Origin of the sequence: Allobosea psychrotolerans (assembly GCF_002917105.1) — a bacterium.
GTDB lineage: Bacteria > Pseudomonadota > Alphaproteobacteria > Rhizobiales > Beijerinckiaceae > Allobosea > Allobosea psychrotolerans.
In genome coordinates this window covers 1-17,547 of record NZ_PQFZ01000039.1, presented here as the reverse complement: position 1 = coordinate 17,547, position 17,547 = coordinate 1, and the positions used below count along the sequence as shown (strand labels likewise).

The 17,547-nt window shown below is 63.8% G+C and carries 19 protein-coding genes, 2 tRNA genes and 1 pseudogene; 12 read left to right on the top strand and 10 right to left on the bottom strand.

Going from position 1 to position 17,547, the window contains the following annotated elements; translation table 11 throughout:
• Positions 1 to 586: 586 nt before the first annotated feature.
• Positions 587 to 826, bottom strand: coding sequence for a hypothetical protein (locus tag CYD53_RS30470; protein ID WP_181012083.1), 240 nt, complete (start codon positions 824 to 826; stop codon positions 587 to 589).
• 95 nt (positions 827 to 921) lie between these two features.
• Here CYD53_RS30470 and CYD53_RS29415 point away from each other — a divergent pair, with 95 nt between their 5' ends.
• From CYD53_RS29415 to CYD53_RS29400, 4 genes are all read left to right on the top strand, one after another.
• Positions 922 to 1,425, top strand: a complete 504-nt coding sequence (locus CYD53_RS29415; protein ID WP_245928494.1) for a GNAT family N-acetyltransferase — start codon at positions 922 to 924, stop codon at positions 1,423 to 1,425.
• Between the two features lie 168 nt (positions 1,426 to 1,593).
• Complete coding sequence (locus tag CYD53_RS29410) at positions 1,594 to 2,415, top strand: SDR family NAD(P)-dependent oxidoreductase (RefSeq protein ID WP_103721625.1); 822 nt, start codon at positions 1,594 to 1,596, stop codon at positions 2,413 to 2,415.
• On the top strand, positions 2,408 to 2,620 hold the full coding sequence (yacG, locus tag CYD53_RS29405) for a DNA gyrase inhibitor YacG (protein WP_103721624.1): 213 nt from the start codon (positions 2,408 to 2,410) through the stop codon (positions 2,618 to 2,620). The genes CYD53_RS29410 and yacG overlap by 8 nt, the downstream gene beginning before the upstream one ends.
• A 316-nt stretch (positions 2,621 to 2,936) precedes the next feature.
• A tRNA-Phe gene (locus CYD53_RS29400) sits at positions 2,937 to 3,012 on the top strand.
• A gap of 328 nt (positions 3,013 to 3,340) precedes the next feature.
• On the opposite strand, the gene CYD53_RS29395 is transcribed toward CYD53_RS29400, so the two are convergent.
• A complete protein-coding gene (locus CYD53_RS29395; protein ID WP_146056037.1) occupies positions 3,341 to 4,552 on the bottom strand; it encodes a hypothetical protein in 1,212 nt (403 codons plus the stop codon).
• A gap of 684 nt (positions 4,553 to 5,236) precedes the next feature.
• Between CYD53_RS29395 and CYD53_RS29390 the strand changes: the two genes are divergently transcribed.
• Positions 5,237 to 5,941, top strand: coding sequence for a L,D-transpeptidase (locus CYD53_RS29390; RefSeq protein WP_103721622.1), 705 nt, complete (start codon positions 5,237 to 5,239; stop codon positions 5,939 to 5,941).
• Between the two features lie 564 nt (positions 5,942 to 6,505).
• Here CYD53_RS29390 and CYD53_RS29385 read toward each other — a convergent pair.
• Positions 6,506 to 6,880 carry a helix-turn-helix domain-containing protein gene (locus CYD53_RS29385; RefSeq protein ID WP_103721628.1) on the bottom strand — a complete coding sequence of 125 codons (375 nt, stop codon included), beginning with the start codon at positions 6,878 to 6,880 and terminating at the stop codon, positions 6,506 to 6,508.
• A gap of 5 nt (positions 6,881 to 6,885) precedes the next feature.
• The gene (locus CYD53_RS29380) at positions 6,886 to 7,182 is read right to left on the bottom strand and encodes a type II toxin-antitoxin system HigB family toxin (protein WP_103721621.1); all 297 of its coding nucleotides are present in this window, start codon (positions 7,180 to 7,182) and stop codon (positions 6,886 to 6,888) included.
• A 244-nt stretch (positions 7,183 to 7,426) separates the two neighbouring features.
• On the opposite strand from CYD53_RS29380, the gene CYD53_RS29375 reads away from it, so the two are divergent.
• From CYD53_RS29375 to CYD53_RS29365, 3 genes are all read left to right on the top strand, one after another.
• Positions 7,427 to 7,867 carry a GFA family protein gene (locus tag CYD53_RS29375; RefSeq protein WP_103721620.1) on the top strand — a complete coding sequence of 147 codons (441 nt, stop codon included), beginning with the start codon at positions 7,427 to 7,429 and terminating at the stop codon, positions 7,865 to 7,867.
• Between the two features lie 383 nt (positions 7,868 to 8,250).
• Positions 8,251 to 8,568 (top strand): hypothetical protein, encoded by a 318-nt coding sequence (locus CYD53_RS29370; RefSeq protein ID WP_103721619.1) that lies wholly within the window; start codon positions 8,251 to 8,253, stop codon positions 8,566 to 8,568.
• Between the two features lie 82 nt (positions 8,569 to 8,650).
• Positions 8,651 to 8,911, top strand: a complete 261-nt coding sequence (locus tag CYD53_RS29365; RefSeq protein ID WP_146056036.1) for a hypothetical protein — start codon at positions 8,651 to 8,653, stop codon at positions 8,909 to 8,911.
• A gap of 217 nt (positions 8,912 to 9,128) precedes the next feature.
• On the opposite strand, the gene CYD53_RS29360 is transcribed toward CYD53_RS29365, so the two are convergent.
• Entirely contained in the window at positions 9,129 to 9,416 is a 288-nt protein-coding gene (locus tag CYD53_RS29360) for a BrnA antitoxin family protein (protein ID WP_103721617.1), read from the bottom strand.
• 168 nt (positions 9,417 to 9,584) lie between these two features.
• Complete coding sequence (locus CYD53_RS29355) at positions 9,585 to 9,938, bottom strand: hypothetical protein (RefSeq protein ID WP_103721616.1); 354 nt, start codon at positions 9,936 to 9,938, stop codon at positions 9,585 to 9,587.
• A 225-nt stretch (positions 9,939 to 10,163) separates the two neighbouring features.
• Between CYD53_RS29355 and CYD53_RS29350 the strand changes: the two genes are divergently transcribed.
• A tRNA-Ser gene (locus CYD53_RS29350) sits at positions 10,164 to 10,254 on the top strand.
• A 435-nt stretch (positions 10,255 to 10,689) separates the two neighbouring features.
• On the opposite strand, the gene CYD53_RS29340 is transcribed toward CYD53_RS29350, so the two are convergent.
• The 4 genes from CYD53_RS29340 to CYD53_RS29325 all read right to left on the bottom strand — a co-directional run bounded on the left by CYD53_RS29340 (position 10,690) and on the right by CYD53_RS29325 (position 14,259).
• Complete coding sequence (locus CYD53_RS29340; RefSeq protein WP_103721627.1) at positions 10,690 to 11,043, bottom strand: cupin domain-containing protein; 354 nt, start codon at positions 11,041 to 11,043, stop codon at positions 10,690 to 10,692.
• A 51-nt stretch (positions 11,044 to 11,094) separates the two neighbouring features.
• Positions 11,095 to 12,018 (bottom strand): 2-hydroxyacid dehydrogenase, encoded by a 924-nt coding sequence (locus CYD53_RS29335; RefSeq protein ID WP_103721614.1) that lies wholly within the window; start codon positions 12,016 to 12,018, stop codon positions 11,095 to 11,097.
• Positions 12,019 to 12,143: 125 nt separating this feature from the next.
• A complete protein-coding gene (locus CYD53_RS29330) occupies positions 12,144 to 12,812 on the bottom strand; it encodes a haloacid dehalogenase type II (protein WP_103721613.1) in 669 nt (222 codons plus the stop codon).
• A gap of 112 nt (positions 12,813 to 12,924) precedes the next feature.
• The gene (locus CYD53_RS29325; RefSeq protein ID WP_103721612.1) at positions 12,925 to 14,259 is read right to left on the bottom strand and encodes an NAD(P)/FAD-dependent oxidoreductase; all 1,335 of its coding nucleotides are present in this window, start codon (positions 14,257 to 14,259) and stop codon (positions 12,925 to 12,927) included.
• A 174-nt stretch (positions 14,260 to 14,433) separates the two neighbouring features.
• Here CYD53_RS29325 and CYD53_RS29320 point away from each other — a divergent pair, with 174 nt between their 5' ends.
• From CYD53_RS29320 to CYD53_RS29310, 3 genes and pseudogenes are all read left to right on the top strand, one after another.
• The gene (locus tag CYD53_RS29320; RefSeq protein WP_103721611.1) at positions 14,434 to 15,336 is read left to right on the top strand and encodes a LysR family transcriptional regulator; all 903 of its coding nucleotides are present in this window, start codon (positions 14,434 to 14,436) and stop codon (positions 15,334 to 15,336) included.
• A gap of 238 nt (positions 15,337 to 15,574) precedes the next feature.
• Positions 15,575 to 17,266, top strand: coding sequence for a peptide ABC transporter substrate-binding protein (locus CYD53_RS29315; protein ID WP_103721610.1), 1,692 nt, complete (start codon positions 15,575 to 15,577; stop codon positions 17,264 to 17,266).
• Positions 17,267 to 17,359: 93 nt separating this feature from the next.
• A pseudogene (locus CYD53_RS29310) lies at positions 17,360 to 17,547 on the top strand (diguanylate cyclase); the annotation flags it as partial.

The window sequence follows — 17,547 nt, the reverse complement described above, 5'->3', positions numbered from 1 at the left end:
TTCTACAAACAGCCCATCGGCCTCATCGACCACCGAGGCCAGAAACTGTCACCCATCTACCCAGGCTAATTTGTAACCAACCTATCCGCTGGACAAGATCTTCCCTTCTCCCCTGGCGGGAGAAGGTGGCGCGCAGCGCCGGATGAGGGGGCGCCGTGCCCTGTCCGGTTGGCGTCGTACTGCGCCGAGGCGGAAAGCTCACGGCGCCCCCTCATCCGTCTCGGCTTCGCCGAGCCACCTTCTCCCGCCAGGGGAGAAGGGAAAAGGCGCGTCATGGTCCGGCTTGACCCGACCATCTCGTAAACCAGAGCAACTCTGGTCATGAGATTCGCGGGGCGCACAAGCCCGAGAATGACGCTCTACGAATGATCCCGGGTCTCCCGACGCCGGCCCCGGCGGGACGCCTGCGATAACGGTCCGTTTCGGCGCAAGGTTCAGCAGCAACGACCATGAACCCGCGCAAGGCTTGCAGCGCGGCGCGACAAGCCCGATCCTGTCCCCTGTAAGCGCGCCGGCCTCACAAGGCGCGCCTCCAGGAGGACTGCGCAGGACGCGACGTTGACCAGGGAGCGAATCCCCATCATCCTCACGGCCCATGAGCTTCAATCACCACCTCGCTGAGATCATCCGACGCCGACGCTGCATCGCCGTGCAGCGTGGCGTGTCGATTCTGCGACGAGGCTTCCAGGGGACTTAGCTCCCCCATCATCGTCCCGGAGTTTTCCGCAACCTGCCCACCTTTCGGTCGGCGGGTTTTTTGTTGCCTGAAATCGTCGAACCCATGGAGCGGATATGTCCTCAGCGCCCGCGTCGCCAAATCTTTCATCGCCAAGCATTCCATTGCCAAGCATCTCATTTCGGCCCGCTTCCGAGGAGGATTGCGCTCATCTGGCGCTGCTGGCGGATATGGCGACGCGGCGCTTGACCTCCTTCCTATGGGGCCAGATGGCCGATCCCGGCCGCTCGGCTTTCGAGGTCGGCCGCGGCGTCATTCGCAATGATGAGAAGCACTTCACGCATTTCCGCAACTGGCGCGTCGCCGAGCATCGGGGGCGGATAGCCGGGGCGTTGAACGGATATGTCATTCCCGAGCCGGCCAACCCCGCAGCGCCGTCCCCGGAGGTCGTGCGGGCGCTGAACGAGCTGAAGGCGATGGCTGCGGGGACCTGGTACATCGCGGCTGCGGCGATCTATCCCGAGCATCAGGGCAAGGGCTTTGGAAAATCCCTTCTCGCTGAGGCCGAATCCATTGCGCGGGCCGCCGGCAAAGATCGGCTGACGCTGATGGTCGGCAGCTTCAACGCGAGAGCCCATGGGCTTTATCGGCAGACTGGCTTCAAGGAGTGGGACAGGCGCCCCTTTTCTGCCTTTCCGGGGTCGGATGAACCCGGAGAGTGGATCCTGATGGTCAAGGATCTGACGTAGAGATCACGGAGGCGGCGGCCGCCGGGCGGAGGCGATCCGCTCGGTTCAGGTTAGGCGTCCCGCTTCACCCGTCCGCCCCGCCGCATCTTGCGCCGCACCTCATAACCCCCGATCCTGCCCCCTGTAAGCGCGCCGGCCTCACAAGGCGCGCCTCCAGGAGGATTGCGCATGACGGGACGTCTCAGGGGCAAGGTCGCGATCGTGGCCGGTGCGGGCTCGATCGGGCCGGGCTGGGGCAATGGCAAGGCAACCGCGACGATCTTCGCCCGCGAGGGCGCGAAGGTGATCTGCGCCGACATAAACCGCGACGCGGCCGAGGAAACCGCCGCCATCATCCAGAACGAGGGCGGCCAGGCCTTTGCCGTGCAGGCCGACGTGACCAAGGCCGATGCGGTCGCCGATCTCGTCGGCCGCGCGCTCGGCCGCTATGGCCGCATCGACATTCTCGACAACAATGTCGGCATCGCCGAGGTCGGCAGCGTCGTCGACCTGCCCGAGGAAGTCTGGGACCGTGTCTTCAAGGTCAACCTCACCGGCGCCTTCCTGGCGATGAAGCATGTCATCCCGGTGATGCAGCGCCAGTTCGAGGAGAGCGGCGAGGGCGGCTCGATCATCAACATCTCGTCGATCGCCTCGATCCGCCATACCGGCGTGCCCTATGCCAGCTATTCCGCCACCAAGGCGGCGCTGAACCAGCTCACCCGCACCACCGCCGCGCAATTCGCGCCCCAGAAGATCCGCGTCAACGCGATCCTGCCCGGCTTGATGAAGACGCCGATGGTCGAGCTGTCCGCCGGCCTCGCCCAGGTCTATGGCGATGGCGACGTTGAGGCGATGTGGGCGGCGCGCGACGCGCAGGTGCCGATGGGCCATATGGGCGAGGCCTGGGACGTGGCTTATGCGGCGCTGTTTCTCGCCAGCGACGAAGCGCGCTATGTCACCGGCCTCGAACTCGTCGTCGATGGAGGAATCACGCTCGGATATGGCTGACAACGAAAACACGGCGCCGCCCGCCGCCAGACCATGCCCGATCTGCGGCAAGCCGCGGGTCGCCCAATACAAGCCCTTCTGCTCGCCCCGCTGCGCCGATATCGACCTCGGCCGCTGGCTCAAGGGCAGCTATGTGATTCCAGGCGCGCCCGTCGACGAGGCCGAGGCCGACAAGCCCGGCCGCCAGAGCGACGACGAGGATTGAGGGACTGCTTGGAAACATCCTGAGCCCTCATCCTGAGGAGCCATTCCGTGAGGAATGGCGTCTCGAAGGATGCTCCAGGAGGCTCCCCTGCAAGCTGGACTATCCTTCGAGACGCCGCTCACGCGGCTCCTCAGGATGAGGGCTGGGGGTTCCAAACGGTTTTTGAGCGGGTTTGGCGGGAAAGCCGCCGCGGAATGGGGCCGGAAAGCCCCTTGTCGCGATAGCGCTGGAAAGCTTGCGCAAGCGACTGGACAGCCGTGAGCCGGCCCATTATACCGCCTCCACCAACAGGGACGGGCGCTTGCCCATCCCCGGGGCCCAGATAGCTCAGTTGGTAGAGCATGCGACTGAAAATCGCAGTGTCGCTGGTTCGATTCCAGCTCTGGGCACCATTATCTTTTCTCCATCACTTTCCATGAGCCTCTAAAAACTCCGAGAAATCGGTGGTTTCGCCGATTGGAACGCTCGCGGTTCTTGACTTCTTCCTGCTGCGGGGCGGGACGGTGGGCTTACTGACCGCTTGGCAGGGTTCAGTGATCGAAAAGCAGGCGTCGGCCCGCTTCTCGATGCCTCTGGGATACGCGGAGCCTTACGCCGCGCCTGGGACATCTACCGGCCTGAGATCGGCTTTGCGTGGTTGGCGGCGCCATTTCGACCATTGCGCCTAGCTCGACGCTCAGGCCCAGCGCGGGCGGAGGCAAACGGACCCTAAAGCGTGGGTTAAAAATCTTTTTTCGGAGCGGCCGCGTCTGGCGCGAGCTTTTCAAACATTGCGATTAGACTCTGGAGAGACCCCTGGCACATGGCCCTCTCCGGTACGACGTTTAGCGTTCCCCCAGTTGCTGTGGACCAAGCCATATCCGTGTTTATCGATGGCTCCAAAATCTTGATCTTGGTCTCGATCGCTTTGATGGCGGTCCGTGCGCGAACGATTTCATTTTCCGAGATGAAGATGCTGACGTAGCCGTCTCGGAACTCGTTACATTTTTTGACGAAGGCGTAGTGCTGATAGGCGGTTTTCAGGACGTTGATCGGGCGCAGCGCCTCAAGACGCTCTTCCTCCGCGGCCTTCTCAGCGGCTAGGCGAGCACGCTCTGCGGCGGCCCTCGCCTCCTGCCTCCGCTCTTCAGCGATTCGCTGGGCCTCCGCGCGACGCTCTTCCTCTATCCGTTGCATTTCGGCGCGCCGGACCTCTGCAATCCGCTCGGCCTCCGCCCGTCTCTGGGCCTCTTCGTACCTTTGGCGCTCGGACTCGGCCTGCTGCCGCTCGGCCTCTTGCCGGCGCAACTCGATTTGCTCAGCGATGGCCCGGGCTTCGGCCATAACTGGCACGATGGCGGGAAAACAGATCCCCATGTCCGAAACAGGCAGCGCCCTGAATTCTTCCAGAACGGGCCTAGCCATCGCGTGACGCGCCTGCTGTAGCCGCTGTTCCATGCGCTGCGTGAAGCTGGCCAGCACCTCCATTTCGGTCTTCGTCTGACGCTGCAGGCCAGCCTGCTCAGCTTGGGCAAGTGTTCGCCCACTGTCCTGTACTTCGTAGATTTCGAGCATATCGGGGCAGCGCCGCGGCTTTGCTGACGGCATCGTACCGGCATAGGTATTGGCCATCCTCACGCGGACCGCGCGAGGCAGATCCGCGAAATACGGGCCATCGACGAAGCTTCTCCCTGTTCCTACGCCGTGGAGACGATCGTGCTCTAGAACAAGCTTGCGGCCTTCGGCTTGGCACTGCAGGCCGAAAGCCCGGCGGGCCCCATTTCGGATCGCATCGTCGTTCGCCGATGCTGTGACCTTCTCCTGGATTAGGGAACGCGACACGCAGTCGGTTGCGGCTCTTACCGTTGGAAGCAGTTCACGCCGGGCCTTGTCCTCTTCAGCTGCCGCTCCGCTGCCCAGCAAACACGCCAACAATACCAACCGCACATGCATAGCCCGTCCCCCGCAACGAGCATTGCGCAAATTTTACTGTGAAGCCAGCGCCCTCCAGCCTATTTGTACCATGCAATCGACGACAGCCGCCGCCCGGCTGCGCGGCAAAGCGACCGGCTCGCCCGCGAAGCGATTGAACCGTCATGCTCGCACCCTCAAATGTCGGCTGCTAGCGCGCGAGGAAGCTGATATTGCCGGTCTTGTCCTTTCACGCCGCGACTCTGCGCAAGTCGACGGAGACGCTGATCCGGTTAGTCGAGCCCCGATAGCCATCACCGAAGAAGGTGAATGGCGCTGATGAAAAGAGCGATCCAGAAGGCTCCGCCAACCAAACCCGCGATGCCGCTGTTGAGAACGGGCTGCCGTCCTTCCCGCCAGTAAGCTGCGAATGGCTTGTTGGTTTCACGGTAGCCGGAGACGACCAGCCTGCCAAACGTAAGGCACTCCACAAGAGCCTTGCCAGTGTGGAAGCAGACGATTTCCGAGATGACGGACCAAAGGAAACGGAGCGTTTGTCCAACGATCGCTTCCAGCTAGATTACAGCCCCGGCGGAGTTATTGCTGGCAATCATACCGTAGTTGACTGCAAGTCCCCCCGGCTAGTCCAGATGGCCCCGCCCGCCTTCACGCGGTGGTAACCATATAAGGCCATGTCTCTCCTCAGCCTTTGCCGAGAGACATCCAATGCTGAGCCGCCGATCGTTTAACCTCTTTGCCCTGACCGCTGGCGCGACCGGCCTGGCAGGCTGCGGCACCGGCAGCATCGTTGCCCTTCCCGACATGTCGGTGAGCAAGCCGAGCCCCAGGACACGTACGCTTGCGCGCCCGAACTATGCCGAGGTCTACACCGCCTATCCCGGCGAGCGCTTTCCGGTTCCTGCGGTCAACTCCGGCGATATCGATCCGGAATATCTTCGCCAGACCGTCGCGTTCAGCCGGGATCAGGCGCCGGGATCGATCGTCGTCGACCCTGCATCCTACCATCTCTATTTCGTCGAATCGCCGGGGATCGCGACCCGCTATGGGGTCGGTGTCGGCCGCGAGGGGTTCGGTTGGTCTGGCCCGGCGAAGATCAACATGAAGCGCGACTGGCCGGACTGGGTGCCGCCTCATGAAATGGTCGAGCGCGACCCCGAGATCAAAGCCAAGCTCGAAAAGACGCCCCGAGGCCTCGGCGTGCTCGGCGGCCCGAAAAGCCCGCTCGGCGCGCGCGCCATGTATCTGTTCGATGCCAATGGCGATCTCGGCTACCGCATTCACGGAACCCTCGAGCCCTATACGGTGGGCACCAACGTCTCGTCCGGCTGCATTCGGATGATAAACCAGGACATCATCCATCTGTATGCACGCGTGTCGCTGGGCACGCCTGTCACAGTGCTGCCCGCATAAACGCCTCGGACGCGCGCATCTTTTGGGATGCGCCATTCCCGGCTCAGGTCGGGTTCGGGCGGCTGCCCTGGCACAGGCCCCTGATGCGGCTCATAGCCCCCGTCGCAAAGTGGGGGAATGGGCGTGAAACTCTGGACCGTTCTGCCGACGCTGCTGGCTCTGACGCTGGTGATGCACGCCCCCGTTCGGGCGGAGGCCTGCGCGACGCAAGACGGGGAGGTCGCTCCGGAGTGCAGGTGCCCTTCCCAAACGAAGCGGATCTCCAGTGGCGCGCTCTGCAGCGTGCAGAGGCCGGAGGACCGGGCGGCCGGCTTGCCATCCTGCTTTGAACACTATCGGTGCAGGCCCATCGCGGCTGCGGCGCGCGCGCCGCGAACCATGATGATTTTCATGGACTGGGGCCTGGCGACGGTGTCGCCATCCGCACGATCCGCTCTCGACCCAGCGGCGTTAGGCGGGCATTCTTGTGGATGTTCATCCGGTTCCTCCCCGAGGGATACTGAAGCTTCGCAACCTCGGCTTCCTCGCTCGGGACCGGATGGACAACCTATTGAGAACTCACAGCTAGGCAGCCAAATGATACGGGGCAACGAGCGCTTCGGCTGGGATGCGCCATTCCCGGCTCAGCTTGAAGACCATCTCCAGCGTCAGGGCCCGCTTGCGGTTGAGGATTTCGGAGGCGCGCGATTTCGAGCCGATAAGGCTCGCCAGATCGCCCTGGCTCAAACCGCGCATCTCCATCCACTGCTTGATCAGCTCGATGGGGTCGGGCGCATTGATCGGGTGGTGGGCGTCTTCATAGAGCTTGAGCAGGCCGGCCAGCACGTCGAAGCGATCGGCTTCGGGAGAACCGGGGGCGGGTTCATTCTCGAAATACAGCTCGATTTCCTTGAGCGCCCAATCGTAATCCGCTTCGGTACGGATAGCTCGCATGTCCATCTGCATTACACGGTCTCCGGATTGATCTTGTCGTATTCCTTGTGGGTGCCGACGAATTTGATGAGGCAGCGCTGATAGGCGTAAGCGAAGTGGACGATCAGCCGGTATTTGTTGCCGCCGATGTCGAAAATGGCCCGGTTCTCGCCAACGAAATCGACGGTCGTTCCGAACTGGGCCTTGATCTCCGAGGGCCCCGTCCACGCGGCCTTGTCGGCGATCATGTACCAAGTCCGAAGCGGAATCTCGGCACGCGTCTCGCGCTCCCAGAATTCTCTCAGCCTGCGACGCGAGATCACTTGCATGAGGGCTGCCTAGCATATTCCCGATTTGGGAACAAAGGACAATTCCCAAAACGGGAACCAGCGACCATGGCCGTGCCCGATCGATCCGCGCTCCGGAATGGGTCCCGGATCGGCGCCGCTGACGTGGCTTGTCCGGGATGACGCCGCGGTTTCGGCGATAAGCAGCCCCAGCAATCCCATTGACCGAAGCCGACACGCTGGCGCAGCCTCACGCTCACCGCAGGCAAACCTGTGAGGACTGAGCATGGAACACCTTCACAAGGGTGCCTGCCATTGCGGGGCGATCGCGGTGGAGTTGAGGACGCCGCGCGCGCCGGCCGAGCAGGTCATCGGCGCCTGCCAGTGCTCGTTTTGCCGCAAGCACAATGCCCGGACCTTCTCCGATCCGAAATCGAGCGCCACACTGACCGCGCACGAGCCGGAGCAGTTGCAGCTTTACGCCTTCGGCCTGAGCACCTCCGAGGTGGTGATCTGCAGGCGCTGCGGGGTCTATGTCGCGATGCTGATGACGGACCAGGGCGAGGCCTGGACCACGCTCAACATCGACGTGCTCGACGAGCGTGCCGCCTTCACCCGGCCGGCCGAGCCCAGGGATTTCAGCGCCGAGGCCACTGGGGGCCGCATCGCGCGGCGCAAGGCGCGCTGGATCCCGACGACGCTTGTCCGCTGGCCGGCAGCGCGCTGATGTCCGTGCAGCCTCCGTGCCTCCGCAGCCTTCATCCTGAGGAGCCGCGTCAGCGGCGTCTCGAAGGATGCTCGAGATGGTTCGGGAGCCTCCTGAGGCATCCTTCGAGACGCCATTCCTTGCGGAATGGCTCCTCAGGATGAGGGCTGAAGGGCGCTCCAAGGAATTTCTCATGATGATGCGGCGGCGAAGGCGGTGTTTTTGAATTTGTCAAAATATACTGCAAAAGATCTGGAGGTTTTATTGTTAAATCTAAGGGGAATTCGCAAGAATTAACAGTTGTGGCCGAATTTCGGCATGGTTATGACCCTGCGACATCGTCCCGTTCAGTTTTTATTCATTTTTGGATTGCTAGATCTGCGCTACATGTGATGGAGGGTGCCATGGGCGCGCTAACTCGAATCGGTATCGCTGGCCTCCTGATGGTCGGTCTTTCCGCTGCCTCCCTGCCGCTGTCGACGGCCGCGCAGGCCCGCGACGGCTTCAACGGCGCCTTGTTCGGCGGCATGGCGGCCGGCGCTCTCGTCGGCGGCGCGCTCGCCGGAGCCGGGCGCTATGCTCCCCCGCCGCCCTATTACGGACCCGCGCCCGTCTATGCCGGCCCGCGCTATTACGAGTCCGACTGCTATGTCACGCGGCGCCCGGTCTATAACAGCTGGGGCGATTTCGTCGGCTACAACCGCGTCCGCGAATGCGATTGACGCGCATGGCCGGCCGGCTCTCCTGAGCCGGGGATAGCCTTCCGCCGGTGACAGGCCGGGCGAGATGGGCGATGTTTGCCGCATGATCCGAATCGCAGCCCTCATCGCCGTCGCCATCACCGGTCTCGCCGGCGAGGCTCTTGCCGCCGGGGCCTGCCGCCCGACGCTGGACGGCAAGGACCGCATCGAGCGCAGCGGCGCCTGCCCCAGCGGCTATTATGTGCGCGGCGCCTGCTGCGAATCCTTCCAGGCCAGCTCCCAGCGCGCCGCGCCGACGCTCGGCAGGAAAACCTGCCCCGCCGGCACCGTTGCGAGCCTTGGAGCCTGCGTCGCCGCCAAGTGAAGTGGCAGAAGGGGGCGCTGCCCGACCTTGCGGCCGATCGTTTTCCGCACAGCCTGAATCGTCATTGCGAGGAGCGCAAGCGACGAAGCAATCCAGGAAGGCTCGCTGGGCGAGCCCTGGATTGCTTCGCGGAGTCTGTACTCGGGCTGGCCGAGGGCAAGACCCGGGTGCTCGCAATGACGGGGCGGCGTGACGGAAAACGCCTTAACCGCGCCGATCAGCCGTCATTCGAGGAATTCAATTCGTCCGGCGTCAGGCCTTCATCGTCGCTGCCGATACCCGCGGCCTGCCGCAGCGCGTCGTTGATCCGGTCCTGCCAGCCAGGGCCGCCGCTCTGGAAATGCTCCAATACCTCGCTGTCGATCCGCAGCGAGACCATTTCGCGGGTTCCGGGAATGGCGGGCCGCTTCACGGCCGGGGCAGGGACTTTCGGAGCTGCCGGCTTGAACAAGGCTTCGGCCTTGTCCCGGAGGTTGACCGGTCGGCGGGGTCTGTCTTGGCTCATTGGATTTGGCTCATCGGAGGCCTTGGCGCTGTGCGTGGATCGTCGCGATGACATCGAGCCCGCTCGCCAGCAGGGCGCGGCGGTCGGGCGTGTCCGTGCAAAGGCTAGAGGCTGCCGCGGCTGCTGTACAGGCGGGGAGCGGGTTTGCGCCGACGCCGCGGGCCAGGCTCAGACCGAGACGTCCACCGCCCCGCCCAGGCCGGGCACGGTGCTTCTCTCCTGCTGGCCTTGCGCCTGCTCGGCGCTCTTGTTCGCTTCAGCCGCCTGCTTGAGCTGGGCTGCGCGCTGCTCGGCTGCCCTCAAGGCCTGCTCGGCCTGCTGCACGGCGGTGCGGTCCTGCTGCAGCGTCTGGTCGGCCGCCTTGTCCTTCTCATCGGCGGCAAGCTTCGCCGATGCCGTGGCAAGCGCCGCCGAGGCCTGGGCTGCCGCCGCGTCGGCCTGGGCGAGGGCGGAGCTCTTGTCGCTGCCGAGCGACGCCGTGCTGATGGCTGACGCGGCGCTGACGCCTGATATGCTGCTCATGACCGGCTCCGGAACTCGCGCGCCGCGCGCGCGATTCGCGTGAGGATGCCCGCCAAGTTGTTCTGGATTGTTTCTGCGGCGCCGCCACCGACCTGCTCAGGCCGGGCAGGGCGGCGGTTTGCCGGGGGCGCTTGCCCCTGATTCAGCGGCTCGCAGCAAAACCCGCGCAAATCTCCACGGGACGGCTTGTCAAAGCGCGCGGCAATCGGGCATAGAGCGCGTAACGGAGACGTGGCCGAGAGGCTGAAGGCACTCGTTTGCTAAATGAGCATACCCCACAAGGGTATCGAGGGTTCGAATCCCTCCGTCTCCGCCACTCTTAATCGCTGGAATCGGTTGGCATCGCGCGTGACGCGTCCTGTCACCTCCGGGTAGAGGGATCCGACGGGATTCGGGGCGCGATGTATCCGCATCGGCGCGGCGCTCATTGGCGGGAGCCGTCGAAGACGAAGCCGCCGACATCCTTGGCGAGGGGCAGCTTGGCGATGGCGATCTGATCCTCGATCGGGCGCGCCTGCTCGCGGCGATCTCCGTCGAACGCAGATCGCCGACGACGCGCTCGGGTTCTTGCAGGCGCTTCACCGCCGTTGCAATGATCTCGTCGCAGGTGCGGCCTTCAGCCCATGGCACTTGAGCGCGCCCATGCTGGCGAGAAACGCCGAGCGCTCCGTTGCTCGGCTCTCATTGGGCTGTCATATCGGGCGTGACCGGCAGTGAACTTCTGACGCCCGGATTCGCCGACACAAACGCCTCAGCTCACCACGACGTAGATCTTCCGCACCGTCTCGATCGTCTTCCAGGTGCCGACATAGCCCGGTTTCATCACGAAGCTGTCGCCGGCACGGAAGATGCGCGGCTCCTGGCCTTCCTCGGTCAGCTCGATCACGCCGGAAATAATGTGACAGAATTCGAGGGTCTCGCCCTTGATCGAACGGTTCACGCCCGGTGTCGCTTCCCAGACGCCGGTCTTGATCGTGTCGCCGCGCGAGGCGTCCTGCGCCCAGGTCTTGAAGGACGGGTCACCCTCGAGGAGGCGCTCGGGAGGGCATTTGGAGTGCTTGGGCTCGCTGCTGGGGTTGGTGTCGATCGTGACGAGAAGCGACATGGTCATGGCCTTTCGGGGGTGGGCAGGGGGAAAGCGGGTTGCGAAAGTGGGTCAGTAACCGCGGCTGCGGTCGACGAGCCCGATCGGGGGCAGACCGGCGCGATGGCGCCGAAGGTTTTCGATCACGGCTTTGGCGGCGGGCTCCGGCTCGACCATGCTGGCGATATGCGGCGTCAGCAGGATCTTGGGATGGCTCCAGAAGCCATGATCGGCAGGGAGCGGCTCCGGCTCGGTCACGTCCAAGACGGCGCTGGAGAGATGGCCGCTGTCGAGCGCGTCGAGCAAGGCCTGCTGGTCGAGATGGCCGCCGCGCCCGACATGGACGAGCCCGGCGCCCTGCGGCAGCCTGGCGAACAGTTCGGCATTGAGAATGCCGGCGGTATCCGGCGTCAGCGGCAGCAGGCAGATCAGGATGTCGGTCTCGGCGAGCATCGCCGAAAGCCCGTCCTGGCCGTGGAAGCAGCGCACGCCGTCAAGCGAGCGGGCCGAGCGGCTCCAGCCCGAGATCGGGAAGCCGAAGGCCTTCAGCCGCTCGATCACGGCCGTGCCCATCATGCCGAGACCGAGCACGCCGACACGCCGGTCTCTGGCGGGCGTGAGGCCATGGCTCTGCCAGCGCGCCTGCCGCTGCTGGGCGAGATAGAGCGGGAACTGGCGGTGCAGCGCGAGCACGCCGAGGGTGACATATTCCTGCATCATCCGGGTGATGCCGTCCTCGACCATGCGCACGACGAGGACGTCCGGCGCCAGGCCATCCGTCGTCATCTGGTCGATGCCTGCACCGATCGAGAACAGGATCTCGAGATTGGTGAAGCGGGCGAGATCGTCCGGCGCCGTCCAGGTGATCAGGTAGCGAATATCGGCCGGGTCATAGGGCTCGCTGCTGCGCAGGAAGCGCAGATCCGGCATGGCCTCGGCAAAGCGCGCGGCGAAGACCTTCGCGCGCTCCTCGGTGGAATTGAACAGGAATGCCAAGTTTCGCTCCGTGGGAGGTGCATCGTTGCGCCACCGATTAGCACGAGACAGCGCAGCAAGGCCTGGGCCGCCGGGGAGGCCGCCATGCCGCGCCGGTGGAGGTTGCGCGATATCGCGCTCCCGCTTCAGAGACCGAAGACACCGGGCAGGCCGCTGATGTCCTTGATCTCGGTGTAGCCGTAATACGGGTTCGGCGGTTCGTGCCCGCGATTGACCCAGACCTTGTTCTTGATGCCGAGGTCATGGGCCGTCATCAGGTCGTAGCGGAACGAGGACGAGACGTGGCAGACGTCCTCGGGACCGCAGCCGAGCATGTCGAACATATAGTCGAATCCCTTCATGCGGGGCTTGTAGGATTGAGCCTGCTCAGCCGTATAGACCGCATGGAACGGCGCGCCCAGCCTGGCGACATTGTGCGGGATCTGGTCGTTCTGCGCGTTGGAGAGGATGACGAGCGGGATCTCCTTCGCCACCTTGGCGAGGCCCGCCGGCACGTCCGGATGCGGCCCCCAGGAGGGGATCTGCTCGTAGATCCAGCGCGCATCCTCGGGCCGGAAGGCGACGCCGTTGCGCCGGCAGCTGCGCTCGAGCGCGTTGTGCACGACCTCCGCATAAGGCTTCCAGGCACCGAGGATCTCGTCGAGCCGGTAGGCCGAGAAATGGGTGATGAAGCGCTGCATCGCGGTTTCGTCCAGCGTGTCGCCGTAGAGCGCACGCGCGGCCTTATCCATGGCGAAATAGATCAGCGTGCCATGGCAGTCGAAGGTCACGTATTTGGCTTTGATGACGCCCATCGGAGTTGGCCCTTTGCTGGCAAAGCGTTTCTCTTCGTAACAACGAACGCGACATGCGGCGGGCGCGGCATCGCAGGCTGCAACCCAATGATGCCCGCCTCGCGCTGCAACGCTACATCATCTCGGGACGCCGGATCGCCGAACCGTCGCTGAAGCGGGACAGGCGATAGGGCGCAGGATCGACGCAAGGCGTCTCTCCGGTCGCGAGCTGGCTGGCCAGAAGCCCGCCTCCAGGACCGATGCCGAAGCCGTGCCCGCTGAAGCCCGAGGCGATCACGAGACCCGACACGCTGTCGACGGTCGAGATGACCGGCACGAGATCCGGGCTGGTGTCGATGAATGATCCCCAGGAAGCAGCGACCTCGATGCCCTTCAGTGCCGGAAATTCCTTGGTCAGGTTGGTGATGGCGAGCTCGACCAACTCCCTTTCCGGCGCGGGATCGAGAATACGGATCCGTTCGAAAGGCGAGACCTGGTCGTTATGCCACCCGCCGGCCGCTTCCGGCCCGTTCCAGAACGAGCTGTTGAGGCGGTAGGTCAGCTTCTTGGCCAATTTGGCGCGATACATCTGATAGAATCGCGTTGCGTAGCGCAGGTTTTGAGGCGCGATATTGAGCGATCCGTAACCGGGCACCGAGACCGTGTAACCGCCATCGACCCGCCGGCGCATCGCAAAGCCCGGGGCGCTGAAGGCCCCGACATTGAGGACGGCGTCGACCGGCCTGGTGCGAAGCGCGGTCGCTCCGATATTCGCGACAGGCAGATCGATGCCATATCTGCGGCATAGTCTGGAGGTCCAGGCTCCGCCCGCGGCGACGACGATGGGCGCGCGGATCAGGCCGCGCTCCGTCCAGACGCCTTGAACCGATCCGTTGGACATCTCGAGACCGCGGACGGCGCAATTCTGTTGCAGCGACACGCCGAGCGCCTTGGCCCCTTCTGCGATCGCAGGCGCTGCCATGCTGGGTTCCGCCCGGCTGCCGCTGGGCGACCAGACCCCGCCGATCCAGCGCGTGGTCGTTCCCGGTGAACGCTCCTTGGCCTGCTGCGCCGTCAGCAGTTCGCTATGATAGCCGCGTTCGGCCGCGGACCTGATCCAGCTGTCCCATTTGGCCAGCACCGCCGGATCGTCGGTGCAGTTCAGGCCGCCCTCCTGGCGAAACCCGAGATCGCGTCCAATTTCCGAACCGAGTTCGTCCCACCGACGCAGGCTCAGCACAGCCAGCGAAAGCTCATGGAGATCGCGGTTCTGCTGGCGAACCCACCCCCAATTGCGGGAGGACTGTTCGCCCGCGACGATCCCCTTTTCGATCAGGGCGACCGAATGGCCCCTCTTCGCGAGTTCATAGGCCGTGCAGACGCCGATGATTCCGGCGCCGATGACGGCGACGTCGACCTGTTTGGGGAAAGTCGGACTGCTCGCAACGGCATCCACTGCAACCGGCATCAGGCGAACATTCCCAGTTCCAGCTACGCAAATTGGCGCGTAGCGCAATGTGAGGATCCCGAAAGCCCTCCCGTCGCCGGGCCGAGCTGACGACATCGTCGATCACGAAACCTTAGACATCCGCCTTAATTTTACAATTTGCGCCTTATGAATTCGCCGTTAATGTGCGGCTTAATGCTCAATGCCGACGATCTCCGCTTTTTTGTCGCCATCACGCAGTCGTCGTCATTGGCGGCGGCGGCTCGCCGCCTCAATGTGACCCCGCCCGCAGTGACGCAACGGCTGCGTTCGCTCGAATTGCGACTGGGTGTGCAGCTGGTCGATCGATCGACCAACTCGATGACCGACGAAGGCGAGCTGCTGGCTGAGCAGTCACGCAAGATCGTCGATCAGATCGACGAGATCAGCGAACTCCTGGCTCAACGTCGCGGCACCGTGGCGGGTCATTTGCGGATATCCGCGCCGTCGGGCTTCGGCCGGACATATATCGTCCCGACGATCGACAGGTTCCTCGAGAGTCATCCGGAGGTTCGCGTGACCTTGGAACTCTCGGACAATCCGATCGGCCTGAAATCCGACGCCTGGGATGTCATCATCCATATCGGTGAACTCCGGCCATCGCCGCTGCAGATGATTCAGCTTTCGCCGAACCGGCGGCTGATTTGTGCGTCTCCGGCCTATTTGGCTCGCCACGGCACGCCGCAGACGCCCACCGACCTCCTGAAGCATGATTGCCTGGGCCTGAGAGAGAACGACGAAGACGTCACGCTATGGCGGTTTGCGCGAGCCGACGGTTCCAACGAAACGGTCAGAGTGAATCCGCTGTTCTGGAGCAACGACGGCGAGGCTATTCGGGAGCTGGCGGTCAGGGGCAAGGGCATCATGCTCCGCTCCGAGTGGGACGTCGCCGGACATATCGCCACCGGAACGCTCGTCGAGATCTTGCAGGGCTGGTCGGCGCCCGATGCCCCGGTCGTTGCGCTTCTGGGGCCGCGCAATTACCGGGCGGCGCGCACGCGCAACTTCGTCGACCTCCTGCGGCAGAGGCTCACCCCCACGCCGTGGCGCTCTCCCTGAGCAGGACGTAGTCGAAGCTCAAGCGGCCATTAATTCCGTTCTTAATGAGAGATAAATCTCATATTAATTGCGCCCTTAGCGCTGCGTAATCATGATCGAAGCTGGCTTTCTGCATAGGCGTCTGGCCTCGTGGTGCGCTCGAGCCACTTGGCGTCCGGGCCCCATGCTGGAAGCAAGCTCTGCTCGGCGCTGGCCGGGCGCAAAGACATCAACGCGTCCAATCAAAGACGAGGGGATCATGACAGAGCATAGCAACGGCCACCGGTTTCACTGTCCGGCGCCAGCCATCCATCGTCGGCACTTCCTCGGCCTCGGCGCCGGCGCGATCACGGCGGCTGCCGGGTTCGGCGCCACTGCCCAGACGCAGGCCGGCAAGCCCGTTCCCCCGCCGCCGTCAAAGCCCACGGGCCAGATCGTCGTCGGCCTGTACCAGGAGCCGACGGCCTTCAATCCGCTCATGCCCGGCATCGAGGTGGATGAAGACGTCTGGATGCAGATCTTCAATACGATGTGGGTGGCCGATCCCCAGGGCAATCTCATCCCCGATCTCGCGGCGGAAATCCCGAGCGAGGCGAATGGCGGCATCTCCGAGGGAGGGCTGGCCTGGAAGGTCAAGCTGCGCGACGGCGTGACCTGGCATGACGGGACACCGTTCACCGCCGAGGACGTCAAATACACGCTGGAGCTGATCAACACGCCGAGCTTCAAGGCGCGCACGCGCATCGGTCATGCGCTCGTCAAGGATATCAAGGTCACCGGGAAGAACGAAATCTCCTGGCGGATGGAAAGGGCCTATGCGCCTTACCTCGCCTTGCTGTCGAACACGTACATCGTGCCCAAGCACATCCTCGAAAAGGCTTCCGATCCCAATACGGCGCCATTCAACAATGCCCCGGTGGGGACGGGCCCTTTCAAATGGGACAAGCGCACGCCCGGCGACAACATCTCGCTCGTCGCGAACGAGAAGTTCCACGGCAAGGGCCCGTATCTGGAGCGGGCCATCCTGAAATACATTCCCGACAAGACCGCGCTCTACGCCCAGTTCCGCACCGGCCAGATCGACATCACCATCGGCGGCTTTCCGGAAAACTTCTACCAGGAGGCGACCAAGCTGCAGGGGCGCAAGGTCCAGATCGTCCCCAATGCCTCGCTGGAAATCGTGATGCCGAATCTCGAGCATCCCGCGTTGAAGGATAAGGCGGTCCGCCAGGCTCTCTATGCATCGATCAACAAGCAGGCCATCATCGACGCGATCTATTACGGCCTGCACAAGCCGACCGAATCCTTCGCTCCGCAGGAATCCTGGGCCTACGATCCCAACCTGCCCAAGCAGCAATATGATCTCGCCAAGGCCAACAAGATCCTCGACGAGGCCGGCTGGAAGCGCTCGGGCTCGGGCGTGCGCATGAAGGACGGTGTGTCGCTCGAATTCGCGATCTCGACGACGACGGGCGCTGCGCTGCGCGAGCAGTGTCAGCAGCTGATGCAGCAGGACTGGCAGCAGATCGGCGCGAACGTCAAGATCAACAACATGCCGGGCGCCGTGCTCTTCGGTGAATTCTACACCCGCTCCAAATTCGAGTCGCTGATCGTCGGCACCGCTTTCCGGACTGTCATCGATCCCGATCCGGCCTCGCGCTTCGCCTCGGATTCGATCCCCGCGAAAACCGGCAACGGCGCCAATCAGATGCAGTGGCAGAACGCCGAAGCCGACAAATTGCTCAAGGCCGGCCAGGAGACCTTCGACCAGGCCAAGCGCAAGGAGATCTACTGGAAGCTGCAGGAGCTCGTCCGCGAGGAGCTGCCGATCCTGCCGATCTTCCAGTACGTCGTCGTCGAGGGTCGCAAGGAGGGGCTCGTCGGCTACGAGCCGAACGTCAATGCGCGTCACAATACCTGGAACATGGGTTCCTGGTACTGGGCGCGCTGAGGCGGCAACGGAAACCGCCGGGGTGACCAGTCCGTGAGCGCCTTTCTCCTGCGCCGTTTCGGGCAGGCTGTGCTGTTGCTGTTCATCGTCTCGATGATCGGCTTCGCCATCCTGCATCTGGCTCCGGGCGGGCCGATGTCGCAATTCGCGGCTGGTGGCGAGATGTCCCAGCAGGATCTCGACCGTATCGCCGAGCAGCTCGGCCTCAACCGCGCCCTGCCCATCCAGTACGCCGAATGGCTCTGGCGCATGCTGCGCGGCGATTGGGGCCTGTCCTATCG

Coding starts and splice junctions, on each gene's coding strand:
- CYD53_RS30470 (WP_181012083.1), bottom strand. CDS start 826: ATGAAAGATTTGGCGACGCGGGCGCTGAGGACATATCCGCTCCATGGG.
- CYD53_RS29410 (WP_103721625.1), top strand. CDS start 1,594: ATGACGGGACGTCTCAGGGGCAAGGTCGCGATCGTGGCCGGTGCGGGC.
- yacG (WP_103721624.1), top strand. CDS start 2,408: ATGGCTGACAACGAAAACACGGCGCCGCCCGCCGCCAGACCATGCCCG.
- CYD53_RS29395 (WP_146056037.1), bottom strand. CDS start 4,552: ATGCATGTGCGGTTGGTATTGTTGGCGTGTTTGCTGGGCAGCGGAGCG.
- CYD53_RS29390 (WP_103721622.1), top strand. CDS start 5,237: ATGCTGAGCCGCCGATCGTTTAACCTCTTTGCCCTGACCGCTGGCGCG.
- CYD53_RS29385 (WP_103721628.1), bottom strand. CDS start 6,880: ATGGACATGCGAGCTATCCGTACCGAAGCGGATTACGATTGGGCGCTC.
- CYD53_RS29380 (WP_103721621.1), bottom strand. CDS start 7,182: ATGCAAGTGATCTCGCGTCGCAGGCTGAGAGAATTCTGGGAGCGCGAG.
- CYD53_RS29375 (WP_103721620.1), top strand. CDS start 7,427: ATGGAACACCTTCACAAGGGTGCCTGCCATTGCGGGGCGATCGCGGTG.
- CYD53_RS29370 (WP_103721619.1), top strand. CDS start 8,251: ATGGGCGCGCTAACTCGAATCGGTATCGCTGGCCTCCTGATGGTCGGT.
- CYD53_RS29365 (WP_146056036.1), top strand. CDS start 8,651: ATGATCCGAATCGCAGCCCTCATCGCCGTCGCCATCACCGGTCTCGCC.
- CYD53_RS29360 (WP_103721617.1), bottom strand. CDS start 9,416: ATGAGCCAAGACAGACCCCGCCGACCGGTCAACCTCCGGGACAAGGCC.
- CYD53_RS29355 (WP_103721616.1), bottom strand. CDS start 9,938: ATGAGCAGCATATCAGGCGTCAGCGCCGCGTCAGCCATCAGCACGGCG.
- CYD53_RS29340 (WP_103721627.1), bottom strand. CDS start 11,043: ATGTCGCTTCTCGTCACGATCGACACCAACCCCAGCAGCGAGCCCAAG.
- CYD53_RS29330 (WP_103721613.1), bottom strand. CDS start 12,812: ATGGGCGTCATCAAAGCCAAATACGTGACCTTCGACTGCCATGGCACG.
- CYD53_RS29325 (WP_103721612.1), bottom strand. CDS start 14,259: ATGCCGGTTGCAGTGGATGCCGTTGCGAGCAGTCCGACTTTCCCCAAA.
- CYD53_RS29320 (WP_103721611.1), top strand. CDS start 14,434: ATGCTCAATGCCGACGATCTCCGCTTTTTTGTCGCCATCACGCAGTCG.
- CYD53_RS29315 (WP_103721610.1), top strand. CDS start 15,575: ATGACAGAGCATAGCAACGGCCACCGGTTTCACTGTCCGGCGCCAGCC.